This is a genomic window from Bacillus sp. 5B6, assembly GCF_000259405.1.
Lineage (GTDB): Bacteria > Bacillota > Bacilli > Bacillales > Bacillaceae > Bacillus > Bacillus velezensis.
In genome coordinates this window covers 3,211,868-3,231,595 of the sequence record NZ_AJST01000001.1, presented here as the reverse complement: position 1 = coordinate 3,231,595, position 19,728 = coordinate 3,211,868, and the positions used below count along the sequence as shown (strand labels likewise).

The 19,728-nt window shown below is 46.9% G+C and carries 16 protein-coding genes; 9 read left to right on the top strand and 7 right to left on the bottom strand.

The annotated features are described in order from the left end of the window. The first annotated feature begins 402 nt into the window (after positions 1 to 402). The 5 genes from pgsB to MY7_RS15375 all read left to right on the top strand — a co-directional run bounded on the left by pgsB (position 403) and on the right by MY7_RS15375 (position 4,770). Complete coding sequence (gene pgsB / locus MY7_RS15390) at positions 403 to 1,584, top strand: poly-gamma-glutamate synthase PgsB (protein ID WP_003151337.1); 1,182 nt, start codon at positions 403 to 405, stop codon at positions 1,582 to 1,584. A gap of 14 nt (positions 1,585 to 1,598) precedes the next feature. Beyond that, positions 1,599 to 2,048, top strand: a complete 450-nt coding sequence (pgsC, locus tag MY7_RS15385; RefSeq protein ID WP_003151340.1) for a poly-gamma-glutamate biosynthesis protein PgsC — start codon at positions 1,599 to 1,601, stop codon at positions 2,046 to 2,048. Positions 2,049 to 2,066: 18 nt separating this feature from the next. Further along, positions 2,067 to 3,215 carry a CapA family protein gene (locus MY7_RS15380; RefSeq protein ID WP_007614174.1) on the top strand — a complete coding sequence of 383 codons (1,149 nt, stop codon included), beginning with the start codon at positions 2,067 to 2,069 and terminating at the stop codon, positions 3,213 to 3,215. Positions 3,216 to 3,222: 7 nt separating this feature from the next. Then, complete coding sequence (locus MY7_RS19635) at positions 3,223 to 3,384, top strand: hypothetical protein (protein ID WP_003151344.1); 162 nt, start codon at positions 3,223 to 3,225, stop codon at positions 3,382 to 3,384. 150 nt (positions 3,385 to 3,534) lie between these two features. Further along, positions 3,535 to 4,770: a C40 family peptidase gene (locus MY7_RS15375; RefSeq protein WP_007614169.1), complete on the top strand. Its 1,236-nt coding sequence runs from the start codon at positions 3,535 to 3,537 to the stop codon at positions 4,768 to 4,770. A 39-nt stretch (positions 4,771 to 4,809) separates the two neighbouring features. Here the strand turns inward: MY7_RS15375 and MY7_RS15370 are convergent, their stop codons facing one another. The 3 genes from MY7_RS15370 to MY7_RS15360 all read right to left on the bottom strand — a co-directional run bounded on the left by MY7_RS15370 (position 4,810) and on the right by MY7_RS15360 (position 7,637). Next, positions 4,810 to 5,535: a sunset domain-containing protein gene (locus tag MY7_RS15370; protein ID WP_029325797.1), complete on the bottom strand. Its 726-nt coding sequence runs from the start codon at positions 5,533 to 5,535 to the stop codon at positions 4,810 to 4,812. Between the two features lie 103 nt (positions 5,536 to 5,638). Continuing rightward, complete coding sequence (locus MY7_RS15365) at positions 5,639 to 6,496, bottom strand: Cof-type HAD-IIB family hydrolase (RefSeq protein WP_007614165.1); 858 nt, start codon at positions 6,494 to 6,496, stop codon at positions 5,639 to 5,641. A 154-nt stretch (positions 6,497 to 6,650) separates the two neighbouring features. Continuing rightward, complete coding sequence (locus tag MY7_RS15360; RefSeq protein WP_007407510.1) at positions 6,651 to 7,637, bottom strand: LCP family protein; 987 nt, start codon at positions 7,635 to 7,637, stop codon at positions 6,651 to 6,653. Between the two features lie 304 nt (positions 7,638 to 7,941). Here MY7_RS15360 and MY7_RS15355 point away from each other — a divergent pair, with 304 nt between their 5' ends. Both MY7_RS15355 and MY7_RS15350 read left to right on the top strand, forming a co-directional pair. After that, entirely contained in the window at positions 7,942 to 9,318 is a 1,377-nt protein-coding gene (locus MY7_RS15355) for a sugar porter family MFS transporter (protein WP_007407509.1), read from the top strand. A 94-nt stretch (positions 9,319 to 9,412) separates the two neighbouring features. Beyond that, complete coding sequence (locus tag MY7_RS15350) at positions 9,413 to 10,825, top strand: bifunctional glycosyltransferase family 2 protein/class I SAM-dependent methyltransferase (RefSeq protein ID WP_029325798.1); 1,413 nt, start codon at positions 9,413 to 9,415, stop codon at positions 10,823 to 10,825. Between the two features lie 3 nt (positions 10,826 to 10,828). Here the strand turns inward: MY7_RS15350 and MY7_RS15345 are convergent, their stop codons facing one another. Genes MY7_RS15345 through MY7_RS15335 form a run of 3 tightly spaced genes read right to left on the bottom strand, consistent with a single transcriptional unit; the run spans position 10,829 to position 14,519 of the window. Next, complete coding sequence (locus MY7_RS15345; protein ID WP_007614160.1) at positions 10,829 to 11,959, bottom strand: Ger(x)C family spore germination protein; 1,131 nt, start codon at positions 11,957 to 11,959, stop codon at positions 10,829 to 10,831. Continuing rightward, positions 11,956 to 13,062: a GerAB/ArcD/ProY family transporter gene (locus MY7_RS15340; RefSeq protein ID WP_007614158.1), complete on the bottom strand. Its 1,107-nt coding sequence runs from the start codon at positions 13,060 to 13,062 to the stop codon at positions 11,956 to 11,958. The genes MY7_RS15345 and MY7_RS15340 overlap by 4 nt, the downstream gene beginning before the upstream one ends. Positions 13,063 to 13,067: 5 nt before the next feature. After that, on the bottom strand, positions 13,068 to 14,519 hold the full coding sequence (locus tag MY7_RS15335; RefSeq protein ID WP_029325799.1) for a spore germination protein: 1,452 nt from the start codon (positions 14,517 to 14,519) through the stop codon (positions 13,068 to 13,070). A gap of 216 nt (positions 14,520 to 14,735) precedes the next feature. Between MY7_RS15335 and manA the strand changes: the two genes are divergently transcribed. Both manA and MY7_RS15325 read left to right on the top strand, forming a co-directional pair. After that, positions 14,736 to 15,686, top strand: coding sequence for a mannose-6-phosphate isomerase, class I (gene manA, locus MY7_RS15330; RefSeq protein WP_007614153.1), 951 nt, complete (start codon positions 14,736 to 14,738; stop codon positions 15,684 to 15,686). A 140-nt stretch (positions 15,687 to 15,826) separates the two neighbouring features. After that, positions 15,827 to 18,472, top strand: a complete 2,646-nt coding sequence (locus tag MY7_RS15325) for an N-acetylglucosaminidase (RefSeq protein WP_007614152.1) — start codon at positions 15,827 to 15,829, stop codon at positions 18,470 to 18,472. Between the two features lie 61 nt (positions 18,473 to 18,533). Here MY7_RS15325 and MY7_RS15320 read toward each other — a convergent pair whose 3' ends face one another. Further along, the gene (locus tag MY7_RS15320) at positions 18,534 to 19,700 is read right to left on the bottom strand and encodes a CDP-glycerol--glycerophosphate glycerophosphotransferase (RefSeq protein ID WP_007614142.1); all 1,167 of its coding nucleotides are present in this window, start codon (positions 19,698 to 19,700) and stop codon (positions 18,534 to 18,536) included. Between the last annotated feature and the right edge of the window lie 28 nt (positions 19,701 to 19,728).

Here is a 19,728-nt window from a genome sequence, read left to right as displayed (position 1 = left end):
TTTAAGACCTTATCCTTAACAAAACAGGCAGTCTGCACACAGCGGACAGAGAGTCCCGAAACGTATGCGCAGTGCGAAAAACGCTGATACAAACGGGCTGGAAAAGATGGATTATCATTACATCTTTTTCTTCCGGAACGCGAATAGTTCCATTGGTCCAAATGAATTTCTGTGTGCAAATGTAAACGCATTCATTTTTCTTTTGAAAAATTGAAGTAAGGTTGAAGTCCTGCCTATTCCCAAAAAAAGCAATTCGATAATAGGAAGAATAGCGTCACTAATAGAGAAGTTTGGCTCAGTGAAAGCGGGAACATTATGTTACATAATGCCGATTGAGAATTCATAGTGAAGCTATATACTGATGAATGAATTTATCAATACAGAAGGAGATGTCAAAAATCAATGTGGTTACTCATTATAGCCTGTGCTGCCGTACTAATCATCGGAATCATTGAAAAAAGGCGGCATCAGAAGAATATCGATGCTCTGCCAGTACGCGTCAATATTAATGGTATCCGCGGAAAGTCAACCGTAACGAGGCTGACGACCGGAATACTGATGGAGGCGGGCTACAAAACAGTCGGAAAAACGACGGGAACAGATGCAAGGATGATTTATTGGGATACACCTGAGGAGAAACCGATCAAACGGAAACCGCAGGGCCCGAATATCGGCGAGCAAAAAGAAGTAATGAAGGAAACCGTAGAACGGGGCGCCAATGCCATTGTCAGTGAATGTATGGCGGTAAACCCGGATTATCAGATTATCTTTCAGGAAGAACTCCTTCAAGCCAACATCGGCGTCATCGTGAATGTGCTTGAAGACCATATGGACGTCATGGGGCCGACGCTTGATGAAATCGCTGAAGCATTTACCGCGACGATACCGTATAACGGTCACCTTGTTATTACAGACAGTGAATACACAGACTTCTTTAAAGAAAAAGCCGCAGAGCGAAATACCGAGGTCATTATTGCGGATAACTCTAAAATTACAGATGAATACCTTCGTAAATTTGAATATATGGTCTTTCCTGATAACGCTTCCCTTGCGCTCGGCGTTGCCCAGGCTCTTGGGATAGATGAAGAAACGGCGTTTAAAGGAATGCTGAATGCGCCGCCTGATCCTGGCGCCATGAGAATCCTGCCGCTGCTCAGCACGAAGGAGCCCGGTCATTTCGTAAACGGCTTTGCCGCAAATGATGCATCTTCTACTTTAAATATATGGAAACGTGTAAAGGAAATCGGCTACCCGACAGATGAACCGATCGTTATCATGAACTGCCGCGCCGACCGTGTGGACAGAACGATTCAGTTCGCAAACGACGTGCTTCCGTACATTAAAACGAAGGAACTCATACTCATCGGCGAGACGACAGAACCGATCGTCAGAGCTTATGAAGAAGGCAAGATTCCTGCCGATACACTGCACGATCTGGAATATAAATCAACAGACGAAATCATGGACGTGCTGAAAACAAGAATGCAAAACCGTGTCATATATGGCGTCGGCAATATCCACGGTTCAGCGGAACCATTAATTGAAAAAATTCAAGAGTATAAGGTGAAACAGCTCGTTAGCTAGGAGGAAAAGGATAAATGTTCGGATCAGATTTATACATCTCACTTATTTTAGGCGTGTTAATCAGTTTAATTTTCGCGGAAAAAACAGGTATCGTACCTGCCGGTTTAGTCGTGCCGGGTTATTTAGGGCTCGTTTTTAACCAGCCGGTCTTTATTTTACTCGTATTGTTAGTAAGTCTTCTTACATACGTGATCGTCAAATACGGTTTATCCAGATTTATGATTTTGTACGGACGCAGAAAATTCGCAGCTATGCTTATAACGGGAATCTGCTTAAAAATCGCCCTTGATTTCCTTTACCCGATCGTACCGTTTGAGATATCAGAATTCCGAGGAATCGGTATCATCGTACCGGGTCTGATCGCCAATACCATTCAGAAACAGGGATTAACGATTACATTTGCCAGCACGCTGTTCTTAAGCGGCGCAACTTTTGCCATTATGTTTGCTTACTACTTAATCTAATGTAAGGTGTGTCAAACGATGAAAAAACAATTAAGCTTTCAAGAAAAACTGCTGAAGCTGACCAAACAGCAGAAAAAGAAGACCAATCTTCACGTTTTTATCGCGCTGCCGATCGTCTTTTGCCTGATGTTCGTCTGCATTCTGACAGGGAAGGCGGAAACGCCGAGTGTGAAAAGAAATGCCGATGACCTTGTATCAGCCTCATTCGTCGGAGATATTATGATGGGCCGGAATGTCGAGAAAGTGACAAAGCATAAAGGCACGGAGAGTGTCTTCCGTTACGCAAAGCCATTCTTCGAAGCATCCGACTATGTGTCGGGGAACTTTGAAAACCCGGTTACATATAAAAAGAACTACAAAGAAGCAGAAAAAAATATCCACCTTCAGTCAAACAAAGATGCCGTAAAAGTATTGAAGGACATGAATTTCACCGTTCTCACGGCAGCCAACAACCATGCGATGGATTACGGCCCTCAAGGAATGCGGGATACGGTTGAAGAGTTTTCAAAGCAAAATCTTGAACTTGTCGGCGCGGGCCTCACGCTGAAGGAAGCCGAGCAGAACATTTCTTATCAAGATGTAAACGGAATCAAAATCGCAACACTGGGTTTCACTGATGTTTCCGGAAAAGGCTTTGCAGCTAAACGAAATGCGCCGGGTGTGCTTCCGGCCGATCCAGAGCTGTTTATTCCGATGATTTCTAAAGCCAAAAAGAAAGCCGATCTTGTCATTGTTCAAACACACTGGGGACAGGAATACGATAATGATCCGAATGACAGACAGCGCCAATTGGCAAGAGCAATGTCAGATGCCGGAGCGGATATTATCGTCGGACACCATCCGCACGTGCTAGAACCGATCGAAATGTACCACGGCACCGTTATTTTCTACAGCCTGGGCAACTTCGTATTCGACCAGGGGTGGACAAGAACGAGAGACACGGCGCTTGTTCAATATCATCTGCAGAAAAACGGCACGGGACGCTTTGAAGTCACGCCGATGAATATTCATGAAGCAACGCCTGCACCGGTTAAAAAAGGCAGCATCAATCATAAAACGATCGTACGTGAACTGACGAAAGAATCGAATTTCGATTGGAGCGTCAAGGATGGAAAATTAACGTTTGATGTGGATCACAGCGATATCTTAAAAAAGAAAGCGGAGTGAAAAACAAATGAAAATCATTAAAGCGGGATGGCCGTTTGCCGCGATCATTATGGTATTTATGTTTATGTCAGCGTTTAAATACAATGATCAGCTCACAGATCAGGAAAAACAAAAAATTGACACGGAAATGCAAAAAATTCAGCAAGAGGACACAGCGGGCGCAAAATAAGCGCATGATTCCGCTTGCCGGCATATTGTTTGTTCCGAATCCAGTAAAGAATGCCCATAACGGGCATTCTTTTTTTGTGTGCTCTCCTAAACATTTGTTAAAAGTTACCGATGTAAAAACTACTAAAAATGAGGAGAGTGAATAGAAAACATGCTCACAAGCTGGAGGAAGTACATCCTTGCCGGCCTTATGATTTGTCTTGTGGCACCCGCAGTAACGAGAACGGAAATTGCTGAAGCGGATTCTCAAGTTTCTGTCCTGATGGTTTCAGACGCGCAAAAACTTGTCGGAAATAAATATGTTTACGGAGGCGAAGAGCCTGAGGACGGTTTTGATCCGTCCGGATTGATGCATTATCTTTTCAGCAGACAGAACATCCATCTGCCGAGAACGGTCAGTGATCAATGGAAAGTCGGAGCCGCCGTCAAAGAAAATGACCTTTTACCGGGAGATCTTGTGTTTTTCAAAAAGTCGGATTCCACACAAAACGCGCCCGTCCATGACGGTCTTTATATCGGGAACGGAGAGATGATACACAGTTCTCCGTCAGAAGGCGTAACCGTCACACGCTTTCAAAAAAGCAGTTATTGGATGAATTTATATCTTGGCGCAAAGCGGATTACAAAAGATCCGGAATTGGCTGATGATCCGATCGTTCAGGAGGCAGCCCGTTACCTCGACATTCCGTATGTATTCGGCGGAAGCACGCCCGAGGAGGGATTCGACTGTTCGGGGCTGGTCCAATATGTTTTTGAAAACAAGCTTCACATTTACCTGCCGAGATCTGCGGAACAGCAGTGGCTGGTCGGTGAGAAAATCAAACTGAGCGACATAAGGCCCGGGGACGTGATTTATTTCAGCGACACGTATAAAAAAGGAATTTCCCATGCGGGCATTTATGCAGGAGAGGGAAGGTTCATCCAAGCAAGCCGCTCCGCAAAAGTCACCATTTCTTACTTGTCGGAAGATTACTGGAAAAAAAATTTTACGGGGGTGCGCCGATTCAGCAATTTAGCCATTTCTAAAGAAAATCCCGTTGTGTCCACAGCGGCCGATCATATCGGAATTTCTTATCTGAAAGGCGGCGTTTCACCGGAAACCGGCTTTGATACGGCGGGATTTGTTCAATACATCTATCAAAAAGCGAAAGGAATCAGCCTGCCGCGTTATGCGGACAAGCAGATGCAGGCGGGCGTTCCGGTCGATAAACAAGATCTGAAGCCCGGCGATCTGGTCTTCTTTAAAGCGGAAAGCCTGAATCCGGCCATTTATATCGGGAACGGACAAGTGATTCATGTCACCGTGTCCGCAGGCGTTACCATAACAAATATGAACACAAGCGCTTATTGGAAGGACAAATATGCGGGCAGCATCCGGCTTCCGTAAACAAAAGACGTCAGAGAGTGTCTCTGACGTCTTTTTCTTTTACCGTTTCGGCGCTCTGTATCCGGCCGCTACCGCATCCTCTACGGAACAGAACATTTCCGCGGGATCTGTCGTCCGGTCGTAGTATGTACTTCCCGGCGTGTGATAAATGCCGTTCCGGCTGCCTTTAATGTCGCATCCCTGTGAGGTGCCGGCTGCTTTCGTTTCGGCATGTCCGCCGGAGGAAGGGGCATTGTTTTGCGCCGTTTCCGCGTTTTCGGATGTTTTTGATTCTGCTTTCTGCCGCTTTAAAGTTTTATTTTCTGACTGAAGCGTTTCAGCGGTCTTTTCGAGCTTCTTTTGTGAATTTTTTAATGTCTCATTGTCTTGTTTGAGTGATTTGTTTGTTTTTTTCAGCTCGCTTATCTCTTGGCTGAGTTTGCTGAGTTTTTCTTCATTGCCGGCTTCGGCTTCGGATTTCTCCTTTTCGGCCGCGGCACTGATGTTTTCATATTTTTTCTCAAGCGCCTGGTGTTCCTTCGTCAATTTTTGATAAGCGGTATCGAGGGTGCTGTATTTCTCCTCTGCCTTCACGGCCGAGGCATCCGGCTCTGCGAGGGAGGCGCCGGTCAGAAGCAGGATAAATCCGCCGATGAGAAGGGGCCAAAACAGCTTTTTTGAAAAATGTTTTTCTTTTTTTGCCGCTTTGCATATGAGATGGAATATTCCGTATCCGACTGCGCAGAGAAAAGCTAAACATCCTATAATAGCGATTGCATTCGACATCATGAAACTCCTTTTTTCTTTATCTTACAATTTATTTTCATTTTTGGGAATTTCTTTTTTGAAACATGAAAAACCAGGCCGTGAAAGACCTGGCTTTTGCCTTTTATTGATCGTTGTCGAGAAGCCGGTTGATGAAATATGCGACGCCGTTTTCATCGTTGCTTTTTGTAATATACGTGCTTTTTTCCTTCAGTTCATCAATCGCATTGCCCATGGCGATGCGGTTTCCCGCCGCTTCAAACATGGAGAAATCATTCGGGCTGTCGCCGATGGCGTAAATATCCTGTTTTTCAATTCCGTACAGTGAGGCAAGCTCCGTCAGAGCACGTCCCTTTCCGGAGCCGGCAGGGAGGATTTCGATAATGTGTTTCCCGGAAGATGTCTGGGATAATTTCGGATGATGTGTAATTTCTTCTTTGGCGTTTCTCAGTTTTTCCATATCAAAAGAGAAACAAAGAAGCTTGTAAACATGTTCGTCTCCGTTAAAAATCGCCTGTATATCCTGTACGGGTTTAATGCCGAATTGTTTGAACTGAGTCTTTGCGCCCTCCCATAGTGTCTGGATATCTTCCTTGGGATTGGCGCTTTTCAGAATGTCCAGTTCTGCCTGCAGTTTGGACTCGCCGTCAAATGGGGACAGCAGATGATCATCTGTATAGACCTCAAAATAAATGTCTTTGTCCGTTAAATAAGCGGCGATATCCTTCCCGGCCTGCTGATCCATTAAGAGCCGGCTGACGAGGCGGTATCCTTTGTCATGGACTGTCCCGCCGTTTGCCGCAATGATCGGAATATCCAAATCCTTTAAGAGCGCTTTTACATCAAACGTGGCTCTGCCCGTGCAGATGGCCACGAGAATGCCCGCTTCATCCGCTCTTTGTAAAGCCGCTCTGTTTTCCGGAGAAATCACACTGTCCGAGTTCAGTAATGTGCCGTCTAAGTCAATGGCTATCAATTTCATATGTATGGATGCCCTCCTTAAAAATAAAGCTGCTTCATGTAGTATGTTCAGCTTTGTGCGAAATCAGCAGAAAGCCGTCAGTTAAAAGGCTATACCTTCATGTCCTTTTTTTCAACAGAAAAACGGCGGGATTTGCTAATCCCGCCGTGACATCTTACGCGTTTAAATCATTTTTTAATTTCGTTTTCACTTCTTGAAGGTTTTCCTCATTCAGCTTGAAGTAATAAATATTTTTGCCGTACTGAGGAGTGTAAATATAGCTGTCTGAACCTGTCAGCTGCAAAGAATCCACCGATTTCAGCGATGTGATAAACGGGAACAGACCGATGGCGTCATTAAGAGATAAGTTCATTTTTAAGTTTTTCCCTAAGCTGTCGACGATATCGTCATAAGATGGGATCGAGCTTAACGATTTAGATTTTTTAATAATGGCGCTCAGCACTTCCATCTGTCTTTGTCCGCGCATCAGATCGGTGTCCGCTTTGCGTGTTCTTACATAAGCCAGCGCCTGCTCACCGTCAAGCGTCTGGACGCCCGGCTTCAGCACGACTTTTCCTTTTGTATCGACTTTAATACGATCGGCAATTTTCTGGCTTTTCACATTTACCGTAACGCCGTTCAATTCATTGACGACATCGCGGAACGCGTCGAAGTTGCTCTCAACCACATAATCTACCGGAATATCAAGCATGTTTTCTACTGTTTTATAAGTTAAATTATAACCGCCGTAAGCATGTGCGTGCGCGAATTTGTCATAGCCGTGTCCCGGGATGTTGACATAGGAATCCCGCGGAATGCTGAGCATCGTCGCTGTTTTCTTTTTCCGGTTGAAGGTGACGAGCACGTTGGCGTCACTTCTTGCGTCATCTACTGATTCGCCCTTATTGTCACGGGCGTCTATTCCTAAAAGCAATACGGTGAAAGAATCCTTCTTCGGGTCAAATTCTTTGATCCGTTTTACGGACTGGTCGCCGCGGTCAAGGCTGACGTGCGCTTCTTTGGTCGCATTATTCAATTTCACAAATGCGTAGGTGCCAACGGAACCGGCGATCACCAATAAGAAAGCGGCGAATACCAGTACAAATTTCACCCATTTTCTGAGGCGTCTTTTCTTTTTTCTGCGTTGAGATCGTTCTTCCATATCATTACCTCTCGTTTCTATTCTTTGTGAAGCGTACCATAATTGTTGACTTGGAGCAACTCTGCAAATGAGAAAATTCCAAATCTTTCTCTCTATTTCGACAACATCTACTGTTATTTTTGCATCAGGTTCACATTATATTGGACGGCAGGAAGCGGGAAATGTTTCGTCGCTTTGTAAAAAATAATTAGTAAAATAATGGATATTAACGGTGCGGAAGGTTTGAAACGGACGGAAACAGGTAAAAGAAGCAGTAGAACAATTCCGCGCGGATACAGCGTTGGATGAAGGGAGTCTACATAACATGAAAAGCATACACTCGAATAAATGGCTCTATTTTTTCGGCGCACTCGGCGGCGCGTTATACGGATATGATACCGGAGTCATTTCCGGAGCTATTTTATTTATGAAAAAAGAACTGGGACTGAACGCCTTTACAGAAGGCCTCGTCGTCAGTTCGTTATTGGCGGGGGCGATTCTCGGATCGGGGTTTGCCGGCAAACTGACCGACCGGTTCGGCAGGCGGAAGGCCATCATGGGAGCGGCGCTGCTGTTCTGTATAGGCGGTTTAGGAGTCGCTTTTGCCCCGAATACAGAGGTGATGGTTCTTTTCCGGATCATTCTCGGACTGGCTGTCGGAACATCTACAACGATCGTTCCGCTCTATTTATCGGAGCTGGCTCCGAAACATAAACGGGGGGCGCTTTCTTCGCTGAATCAGCTGATGATTACGGTCGGAATCCTCGTTTCTTATATCGTGAACTATATATTTGCCGATGCAGGCGCTTGGCGCTGGATGCTTGGACTTGCGGTTGTGCCGTCAGTCATTCTGCTGATCGGAATCTTATTTATGCCGGAAAGCCCGCGCTGGCTGTTTACGATCGGCAAAGAAGAGAAAGCAAGAGAAATCCTTTCATCATTGCGGGGAACGAAGAATATTGATGATGAGATTGATCAGATGAAAGAAGCGGAAAAGGAAAACGAAGGCGGCTTGAAAGAATTGTTTGAGCCGTGGGTGAGACCCGCGCTGATTGCCGGCCTCGGACTTGCCTTTTTACAGCAATTCATCGGGACAAATACAATTATTTATTACGCCCCGAAAACATTTACCAGTGTCGGGTTCGGCAATTCCGCGTCTATATTGGGAACTGTCGGAATCGGTGCCGTCAATGTCATCATGACGCTTGCGGCTATTAAAGTCATTGATAAAATCGGCCGGAAGCCGCTGCTGCTGGCCGGTAATGCGGGCATGGTCATCAGTCTGCTCGTATTGGCCGCGGTCAATCTTTTCTTTGAACATTCAGCAGCCGCATCATGGACAACGGTGATTTGTTTAGGCCTGTTTATCATTGTGTTTGCGGTCAGCTGGGGGCCTGCCGTGTGGGTCATGCTTCCTGAATTATTCCCGCTGCATGTCCGGGGTATCGGGACGGGTGTCTCCACTTTGATGCTGCATGCCGGAACATTGATTGTCTCATTAACCTATCCGATGTTAATGGAAGCAGTCGGCATCAGCTATTTATTTCTCATTTATGCCGCGATCGGGATACTGGCATTCCTGTTCGTCCGGTTTAAAGTGACCGAGACGAAGGGGAAAAGCCTTGAAGAAATTGAGCAGGATCTGAAAAGCCGTAACGGAGGCTCGGGATCAGAATCAAATCGGCGGACAGTTCATCCGTAATATTCAGTTTTAGGGGGGGCGGTTATTCACCGGCCCCTCAAAACGGATGACGAGCGGGCGCCCGGTCACATAAATGACGGGGATATGTCATACGTTGTATAAAGTCACGATAAAGGCGGGGATGCCGGTGAAAACGAGTATTATTATCCTTACATATAATGAACTTGAGCTGACGAAAAAATGTCTGGCCAGCATTGAACGATACACCGACAAAGATAAGATTGAACTGATTATAGTTGACAACGGTTCCTCAGACGGAACGAGAGAATACATATCAAATCTGCCTGACGTCAAAGTCATCCTAAATGAAAAAAACCTCGGGTTCGCCAAAGGGTGCAACCAGGGTATCGAAGCGGCAGGGGGAGAAAATCTGCTGTTTCTGAACAACGATACGATGGTCACGAAAAATTGGCTCACCTCCATGCTGAGGGTGCTGTATCATTCTGAAAAAGCCGGTATGGTCGGACCCGTCAGCAACTATGTCAGCGGCGAGCAAATGATCTATGACGCGTATCAATCGCTTGATGAGCTGGAGTCATTCGCGGAGGCGTATTGCGCACGGGAAAAGCATCATACAAAGCGGGTGCTGCGCCTTGTCGGATTCTGCCTCCTGGTGAAAAGAAGCGTCATTGAAGACATCGGCCCGTTCGATGAGCAATTCGGATACGGTTCTTTTGAAGATGATGACCTATGTCTGCGCGCCCTGCAAAAAGGCTACAGCCTGCACATCGCCCTCGATGCCTTTGTGCATCACCACGGGCACGCGACGTTTACGGCTAATCAGGATATCAATATCAATCAGTTATATTCGGATAACCGCCAGCGTTTTACGGAAAAATGGGGCACTGATTTTACGTACTTTACTCATCCGAGACCGGAAATTGCGGAGCTCGTTCCCCGGGAGGCGAAACGGATACTTGATGTCGGCTGCGGCGCGGGGGCTACGGGGCTGGAACTTCAAAACAGACAGCCTTGCGAACTGTACGGAATAGAACTGCACCCGCTGGCGGCGCAAGCGGCAAAAGGACACTATGAAGCGGTGCTGCAGGAAGATGTCGAAGAAGTGAAGCTGCCTTATCCGGAAGGCTTTTTTGATTGCATTATTTTCGCCGACATCCTTGAGCACTTAAAAGACCCGTGGCGCGTCATTGAAACGTACTCATCCTATTTGTCGCCTGCCGGATCAATCGTTTGCAGCATTCCGAATATTTCCCACGCCGAAGCGCTGTTCCCGCTTCTGCTCGGTGACTGGACATACAGAGACGCCGGCATTCTCGATCGGACCCACTTGCGGTTTTTTACGCCGCAGACGGTGCGCACGCTCTTTCCGGAAGAGACATTTGACGTGAAAAAGCAGTCCTATACGTATGTTCACGTGGATGAGCGGGTGCAGCTGTTTTTACAGGAAATCACACGAATGGCGCAATCGATGCAATTTCCGGTGACACAGCTGCCCGAACAAAGCCGGATTTATCAAATTCTCCTCCGTGTCGAAAAAAAACGCTGAAGGCTACCGTCCCATCGTTCCGAAGTTGGTAATCTGAATGGAAACATCATAGTCAAAGGCCGCTTCGGAGAAGGTCTCATCCCAGCGGTGCTTTACTTTCTTCCAATAGTCGGGATATTGAATGCGGACTCTGTCAGAAAAGAATACAGGGTCCGTTTCATATTGATTCTGCAGCTTATCGATGACTTCTTTCACATCGCTTTTCAGTTTTTTTTCGAAAATCTTTTCCAGCCCGTTTAAATAGTGCTGATCGAATGAATCTTCTCCGGCATATTGATCCTCTGACAAAAGTCCTTTTGTTTTTACCGCTACATGAAATGACAGCTTCCCATTTTTCAGCCTGGGAGTGATGGCGGATGTTGATTTTTTGATCTCGAAGGTAATCGGGTGCCCCCCTTTATCCAAAGCGGGCAGCACGCCGCCCCGTATCGTCCCCATCAGCCAATTCAGGCTCTGTATTTCGTATGATGACAGAAAGCCCGCCAATCTGTTTTGTTTTGCGTTTTTGATAATGGCCGCTCCGTCATACACCGTTTTTCCTTTTTGATTGCTGACGGCCTGAATGAGAAAACTGAGTTTATTATGGCAGTAAATCGAAGCTCTCCCGATTCGGAGCGGTTTTAAAATCTTCCCGTTGTAGCCGCCGTTGTTCGTAAGGTCGATCAGCTTTTCCGCGGCCATGGGCTGCTGCTGATTCGGCGTCGGCTCCGTCAGAATATCGGACGCTTTTCCTCTTGCCGCGAAGAGATAGCTGCTCCGCCGTAATTCATCATCGCGGATAAAATGATTCATCATCTGCAGGATATTTTGGTCGGCCAGCAATTTGTCGCTGAATATCAGCACTTTTAAATGATCGCTGTAAACTGGCGGATCTTTTAAAGAGACTTCACTGACGGCTTCAAGTATGGTATCCCCCCGCGTCGTCACATTGACAAACACGGGCCGGCCGGAAGCCTGGCTGTTTTCGCTTTGGGGCAGCAGGTTTTGATAGGTTAATTTATATCGGCGGTCACTCGTCTCGTCTATCGCCAGCCCCCGGGCGAAAGACAGCTTTTCGACTTCCTTCGCGTCCCAGCATCCTGAAAGCGTCATCAATATGAAAAGCGCAGCCGCCCATTTTATGAAAAGTGTCATGACGTCTGTTTCCTCCCGGCTATTTTTTTCATCCAGCTGACAAACCAGATGAGAAAAGGAATCATAATGACGGCAAAAAACGCATATCCGAGAATATTCGCGAATGCAAACACACTGTTGATATCATCGGGGTACATTGAAAGGCCGAATGTCACTGCCAATAAGCCTCCCAGCAGCCAGGCATTGTTTTTATTTTTCAGTTTGAAAATGGTGTTTAATCCGAGATGCGCTCCTTTAAAAGAACCGAGCATACAGGTGAACTGCTGGCATGTCCACGTAATTAAAAGAAAGATATCAAACCGCTCTATGAAAATGCCCCGGATTTCCAAGGCATGAATCAGGGAAATGGTCGGATACGTCACCGTTTTGGCTTCAGCGACCGACATACAGCCGATGACGACAAGCAGCGTAAAGCTGTAAAAAATGCTCGCGCCTGCGATGCCGAAGACAGCCGCCTTTTTCGCCTGCTTCGGGTTTTTCATAAACGGCACCAGATAAAGAATCACCTCAAGTCCCGAAAAATACAGAAGGGTCCGCGGAAACAGCTCAAAAAAGCTTTTGTAGCCTCCTTCCATGACCGGGCGGACGAAATCCAGCTTAAAAAGTCTCAAACTGAATATGAGCAGCGTAATCAGAATGACGATCGCAATCGGAAACAGATAGGCATAAAGCTTTGAAATGGGATAGACCCCGCCGGTCACATGGTAAATGCCTACCGCCAGAAAGATGAATATGACGACACCCATCGGCGTATTTTTCAGTAAAAAGTAATTGATGACTTCACCGAGAAAACGGGCTTGAAAACAGACGGTGACGACAAAATAACAGCTGATGAATAAATTCAGAAGAGAACCGATGGCGCGGCCCATGATGCTTTGATTCAGCTCATAAATGGTTTCCCCGCTGTTTTTCTGCAAAAACGGCATAAAGAGCAGGACGATGCCGATAAACACGACACTCTGCACAAGAATAATGATCCATCCGCTCGGACTGTCCGCTGTTGCGGCGGAGCGCGGCAGTGTTAACACGCCCGCTCCGATCATTGTTCCGCTTACCATGAGAAGTGTCTGCATAAACGACAGCTTGTCTTCCGGTTTTTTCATGGGGATCACCTTTGCTTGATTTTATCTTTCGTCTCTTTTCTGGTCGGCCGTTTTTTCAAAAGAGGCGTCGGCAGTCTGACGATCGTATCTTTTAAGTCTTGGCCAGGCTGCGCCATGATCGGAATAAGATAGTCCTGACCGAAGCTTTTCAGACGCATCAGATGGCCGATGACAAGCAGATAGCACATGATCAGTCCGTATAAACCTAATATCGCCGACAAAATCATTGAAAAAATACGGATGAGCCTCAGCGGAAAATTGAACGCATAGGAGGGCGCCGTAAAAGAAGCCAACGCCGTAACGGATACGACAATGACCATCATCGCGCTGACAATATTCGCCTGAACGGCGGCCTGTCCGATCACCACGCCCCCGATCAGGCCGATCGTCTGTCCGATCGGCTTCGGCAGCCTGAGTCCGGCTTCTCTGATCATCTCGATCGTAAAAATCATGATGAACGCTTCAACAAAAGGAGGGAACGGGACATTCAATCTGCTTCCGGCAATCGTAACCGCCATTCTCGTCGGCAAAAGCCCCGTGTGGAACGTAACGAGCGATATGTAAAGGCCGGGTAAATAAATCGTGATTAAAATGCATGTATACCGAAGCAGTCTGAGAAAGGTAACCGGAACCCACCGCTGATTATAATCGTCAGGTGAGTGGATAAATTCATCAACGGTAGCCGGCACCAAAAGGGTAAAAGGCGTTCCGTCTACAAGAATGGAAACCCTTCCTTCCAAAAGAGCGCCCATAACCCGGTCGGGCCGTTCGGTCGTTAAGACGGTCGGGAAAATAGAATACGTGTTATCTTCAATAAGCTGTTCGATCGCTCCTGATTCCGGAATGTCATCAATGGTGATCGAATCCAGTCTTTTCATCACTTCTTTTACAACATCATCAGGGGCAATATCCCGAATGTAGGCAACGGCGATCCGCTTTTTTGTCCGTTCGCCGAGTGTGATCTCTTTGATTTGGAGGTTGGGATCACCGGACTGCTCGCGCAACAGCGCCGTGTTCGTTCGGAGCTTTTCGACAAAACCTATCCTCGGCCCCCGTTCAAGCACTTCTGAAGTCGGTTCTTCAATATCACGCATTTTAAATGTTTCCGTCTCAAACGAAAGAGCTTCCTCCCATCCCTCCGCCAGCAAAACCGATTTGCCGGAGAAAATGTCTGCCTCCGCGTCCTTAAGTGAAGAAAGCCGGGTATGACGATAGCCGAAAGAGATGGATGACGGCGGTGTTTCAGCCGGTTCCTCTTGATGCCGGGCGGCCGCCTGCACGGGCGAAATAATATATTCCGCAAGCAATTGATTGTCGGTCAGTCCGTCTATATATATAAGACAGGCGTCACATTTGCCGTTTCCGTACGTAAACGAATAAAACATCATGTCATCGCTTTGGCCGAACCGTTTTTTCAGCACTTCAAGGTTTTTGCCGAGCTCCGCATGTATCGTCACAATGTTCCCCCCCTTTCCATCAGTTATTTTAATTTGCGACAAACAAGGCATTTTATTCTGGAATAGGAAATGACTGAGCATTCCGCCCCATCCGAATGGTATAATGAGCAGGTCAGCCATTATACATAGTGTTTTTAACCGCGGCTCCCTCCGTGTTTTAAAAAAGACACAGGGGGAATGGGATATGAGCCGCTTTTTAAGGGGAGGGGAACGAACATGACGCAAGAGCCGATTTTTTTACAGCCTGTATGTAAAGAAAAAATATGGGGCGGCACGTTATTACGCGAACGATTCGGATACGACATACCTTCAGAAACAACCGGCGAATGCTGGGCGATATCAGCCCATCCGCACGGAATGAGCACGGTCAAAAGCGGTCCGTATCAAGGGAAAACCTTGATGGAACTGTGGGATCAGCATAGAGAATTATTCGGCGGAACGGAAGGGGACCGGTTTCCGCTGCTGACGAAAATACTGGACGTCAAACATCATCAGTCTGTTAAAGTCCATCCTGACGATTATGACGCCGAGGAGCATGGACAGGGTGAAACGGGGAAGTCTGAGTGCTGGTACATTATCGACTGTAAAGAAAACGCGGAGATTATATACGGTCACACGGCCCGTTCGAAAGCGGAACTTGTCACCATGATTAACAGCGGTGACTGGGAAGGCCTGCTGCGCCGCGTGAAGATCAAACCCGGTGATTTTTATTATGTGCCGAGCGGTACCATCCATGCCATTTGCGCGGGGGCGCTCGTGCTTGAAACACAGCAGAATTCAGAGGCGGCCTACCGGATATATGATTACGGGCGTACAGATCAAAACGGCCAGCCGCGTGAGCTGCATATCCGTGATGCCGTCAACGCCGCCACCGTTCCTCATGTGGACGGATTTTTAGATGAATCAACTGAAACGAGAAAAGGCGTCACCATTAAAACCTTTGTGCAGGGAGAATATTTTTCTGTATACAAATGGGATATCAGCGGGACGGCGGAAATGACCCAGGACGCTCCGTTTATGCTGTGCAGCGTCACAGAAGGAAGCGGCTCCATCATCTGTGAAGGCAAGTCTGCCAAGCTTGAAAAAGGCGCGCATTTCATACTGCCGGATCAGATGCCTGACTTTACGATAAACGGAGATTGCACGCTCATCGTTTCTCATATATAAAACCAAACTTAATCCCAGCTCTGGGATTAAGTTTTTTTTATTTGGAAAATTGAGTGGTTTCTCTCTGTAAAAATGAAGAAGGCCGGCCGATAAATAAACTAGTTTGATAGAAACCAATTGAATCAGAAAGAGGAGAAGGAATGAAAAAGAGATTCGTTGCACCTATGTTATTGTCCGCCGTTTTCCTTGTCTTTTGCACCCTTACACAGCCCGCTGAGGCCGCATACAGCGACTACTCCGTTTACGAGCTGGAAACGAAGCAGCAATTTGCTTCTGAGAACGAGGCGCTTCAAGCGGCAGCGAAATTGAAAAAGGATACGGGGTGGCAGGCTGACGTAAAGAAAGCCGGAAATACGCCGCTCACTTATCAAATCTCAGCTTCAGGCTTACACGATGAAACGGATGCGAAAACCGTGCTGAAAGATTTTACGAAGCAGACGGGCGTGTCCGGCACTTACAGCGCAAGCGGAAGCAAACAGCCGTACGTGACCGTCACATCAGGCGTTCTATCAGACGAGCGGCAGACGAAAAATCTTCTTGCCGAACTGACGAAAAAAACGGGCGTGACCGGCGCCGTCAAGCCGGCGGGGACAAAACAGCCGTACATGCAGGTCGTGACTTCTGAGATGGCGGCCGAAGCGGATGCAAAAGCGCTCTCGCAAGCGTTGACGAAGCAGACGGGTGTGAAAGCGTCATACCGTCAGATCAAACGGGAAACAGCCCGGTTTCAGATCCAATCAGGAACAATCTCCGGCGATCAAAAAGCCGCTCAAATCCAAACTGATTTTCAAAAGCAAACAGGATTGCAGTCGTCGCTGAAAGTCGCGGCAAAGGCCAGTCCGAATATCACCGTGACAGCCTCTGACATTTCAAATGCAAATGCTGCGGCAGGTTTAGCGAAACAGCTGCAGCAGAAAACGGGCGTCAAAGGGAATGTTCAAAAGTATGCCCAAAGCAAAACAGCAACCGTGTACAACGTGCAATCAGGATATTTTAACGGAGTAAGCGCCGTACAAAATGCTATCACCCAAATCAAGAAGAATACGGGTGTCAGCGGAAGCTATCAAAAAGCCGGCAAGAAAAATAATTATACGGTCGGGATGAGCGGACTGACGGCTAAGCAGCTGCAAAGTGTTCAAGCTTTCTTTAAAAAGAAAAAATGGCATTGCGACGCATCGCCTGTCAAAAAGACAGCATCAGTGTCCGTTTATCGGATCACGGCAGGGCAGCTTACCGCTGCACTGGCAGATCAAGCGGAGGCGTTTTTCCGCCAGCAGCATGTAAAGACGGCAAGAACAGCGGCGGGAAAAACAGCAGAAAACGAATATCAGCTGCTTTCTCAGCAGACGGCAGACCAGTCGAAGATAAAAAAAGGATTGAATCTGCTGGCGGGATATAAACTGACTGCCATTTCAAAAACGATATCCAAGCAGACCGACACAACGTACCAAGTCACAACCGAATCACTGCTTGATACGGCAAAGATCAATCGTTCGCTGGACTTTTTCAAAGGGAAAAAAGTATCTGCCTCCGCACAGAAAACAGGTGAAGCAGCGTATACACAATTCAGAATTGAAACGGCACCGCTGCTTAAAAGGGAAGACATTGACCGTGTGACTGCTTTTTTCAAGCAAAACAAAGCGGCCGGCACTGTGAAGGAGACGGGGAAAACCGGCTCTGCACAGTACGTCATCAAAACCGAAACATTCAGCAGTAAAACCGTTTTAAATAAAAGCATGAGCTTTTTCAGCGCCAAACAATTACAGGCCGGCTATACGAGTGAAAGCCATCCGGTTTATGAACTCCGCATTCGCAATCAATTCACGGGAGCGCAGTCAGCGGACGCCGCCTCCCAAAAGCTGAAAAAGCTGTACGGATGGACGATGGCTATTTTGAAAATAAAAAACGGACCGCAAATCATGAATACCAATTACAACATCTCGCTGGCAGATATGGTCAAAAAACAAATGACAGTCAGCCCGCAGACTGATGCCGCGGCTTATGCATCGCTTACGTACATCAATACGGCCTCCGGAACGGTCACAGCCGACGTCCTGAACGTCCGGTCAACCCCGGAAGTCAGCTCCGGCAATATTATCGGGCAGTTGAAAAAAGGCGATAAAGTCAGCATCACAGGCCAGACAAACGGCTGGGCCAAACTCAGCATGGGCTGGAGAAACGCCAGCAGTGACGAAGTCGGGCAGTATGTCAATCCGGCTCACTTCGCACAAGACAGCAAGTATTACTTTCAATTTCTGAAGCTCTCTCAGGCAGCCGGACTGAACGCATCGGAACTGAATCAAAAAGTGCTGGTCAATAAAGGAATACTGACAGGGAAAGGCCAGGCCTTTATTACAGCCGCCGGCAAATACAGCATCAATGAAGTGTATTTGATTTCGCATGCTTTGCTTGAAACGGGCAATGGCACGTCAGAGCTTGCGAACGGCATTATGTATAATGGTAAAAAGGTTTACAACATGTACGGCATCGGGGCTTATGACAGCAACCCGAATTACTACGGCGCACAATACGCTTATAATCAAGGCTGGTTTACTCCGGAAGCCGCGATTATCGGCGGAGCCCAATTTATCGGTGCCTCTTATATTCACAAGCCTTCATACGAGCAGGATACGCTGTATAAAATGAGATGGTCTCCAGCCGCGGCCCATCAGTATGCGACAGACATCGGCTGGGCGTATAAGCAGGTAAACCGCATGTACAGCTTATACTCACTGCTGGATGACTATACGCTTTACTATGATGTTCCCGTGTATATGAAAGTATAAAAAAAGGGCTGAAGTGTATGCTTCAGCCCTTTCTTCATGCAAAAAACACCCGCCATCGGATTCAGGCAGGTGCTTCAGCACAATTTTTCATTTTTGTTTCCGCAAATTTCAATAACGCTTCACTCGAATTCCCATCTGAATACATATTCCATTTGTCCGAGAACTGCTTCATTTCTTCTGCACGAAATGGCTTTTTCGTCATTTCCTCCAGAAGAGCTTCGCTGTCATGACAAGCCTTTCCGGGAATGACGGAAGTATAATTGTCGATTAAACCGCGCTTTTGATCATATTCCTCCAGATCATATGTGAAAAAGAAAATCGGTTTATTTAAGAGCGCGAATTCAAAAGGCACGGAAGAGTAATCCGTAATTAAAATATCAGCCGCTTTCAAGAGATCATGAAGACGCATGTCAGACACGTTCTTGATCAATTCGCTTTCAAACGAAGCCGAAATCTGATGCAAAACGGCAGGATGAAGCTTTACAAGCAGCATATACTCTCCGTTTAACGCGTTTGTGAGCTGTTCTTCGGTGAATGGCAGCCGAAAGGATTGCATATCATAATCCCTGAATGTCGGTGCGTACAAGATGATTTTTTTCGGCCATTTGTGCTTCAGTTCGGGCTTGTGTTCTTCATAATAGACGTCAGTCAGGGGGACACCCGTTTTTAACAGCTGGCCGTCCCGTATGCCGAACGACTTTTTAAAAACGTCAGCCATTGCGTCTGAGCCGACGGTGACAAAGTCAAACGAACGGTACACTTTTTTAAAACGGCTGATGTCTGATGTCGGGCGGTTTTGATTCGTCACATCCTCCAGGCCGAACTTTTTCAAAGAGCCGTTCGCATGCCACACCTGAATGCATGTCGTTTGCGGCCGGCGGTTTAAGACGCTTGTCATGAGGAAATAGTTATCCGTTATCACCACTTTGCTCTTAAAAAGGATCAAAACAGCCTTCAAAAGATGCAGCGGATGTTTTTCGTTCAGATAAAAAGAGCCGATACCTTCCAGCTCTTTTTTCAGACTGACGGCATGTCTCGTATACAAAACCGTCACTTCATAAGAAAGCGATTCAGCGTGCGCTTTGTAAGAACGGATGAGAGCCTGCGCATTCTCTTCAAAAGATACCAGCAGGGTCAGATGGTTCTTGGGCTTTACAGGCTTGAACAAAACGCCGAGAACAGACAGATATATAGAATAAAAAGCGGCGAATAAAGATCGCAAGTTCATAGATTACCAATCTCTTTTGCTGTTTTAT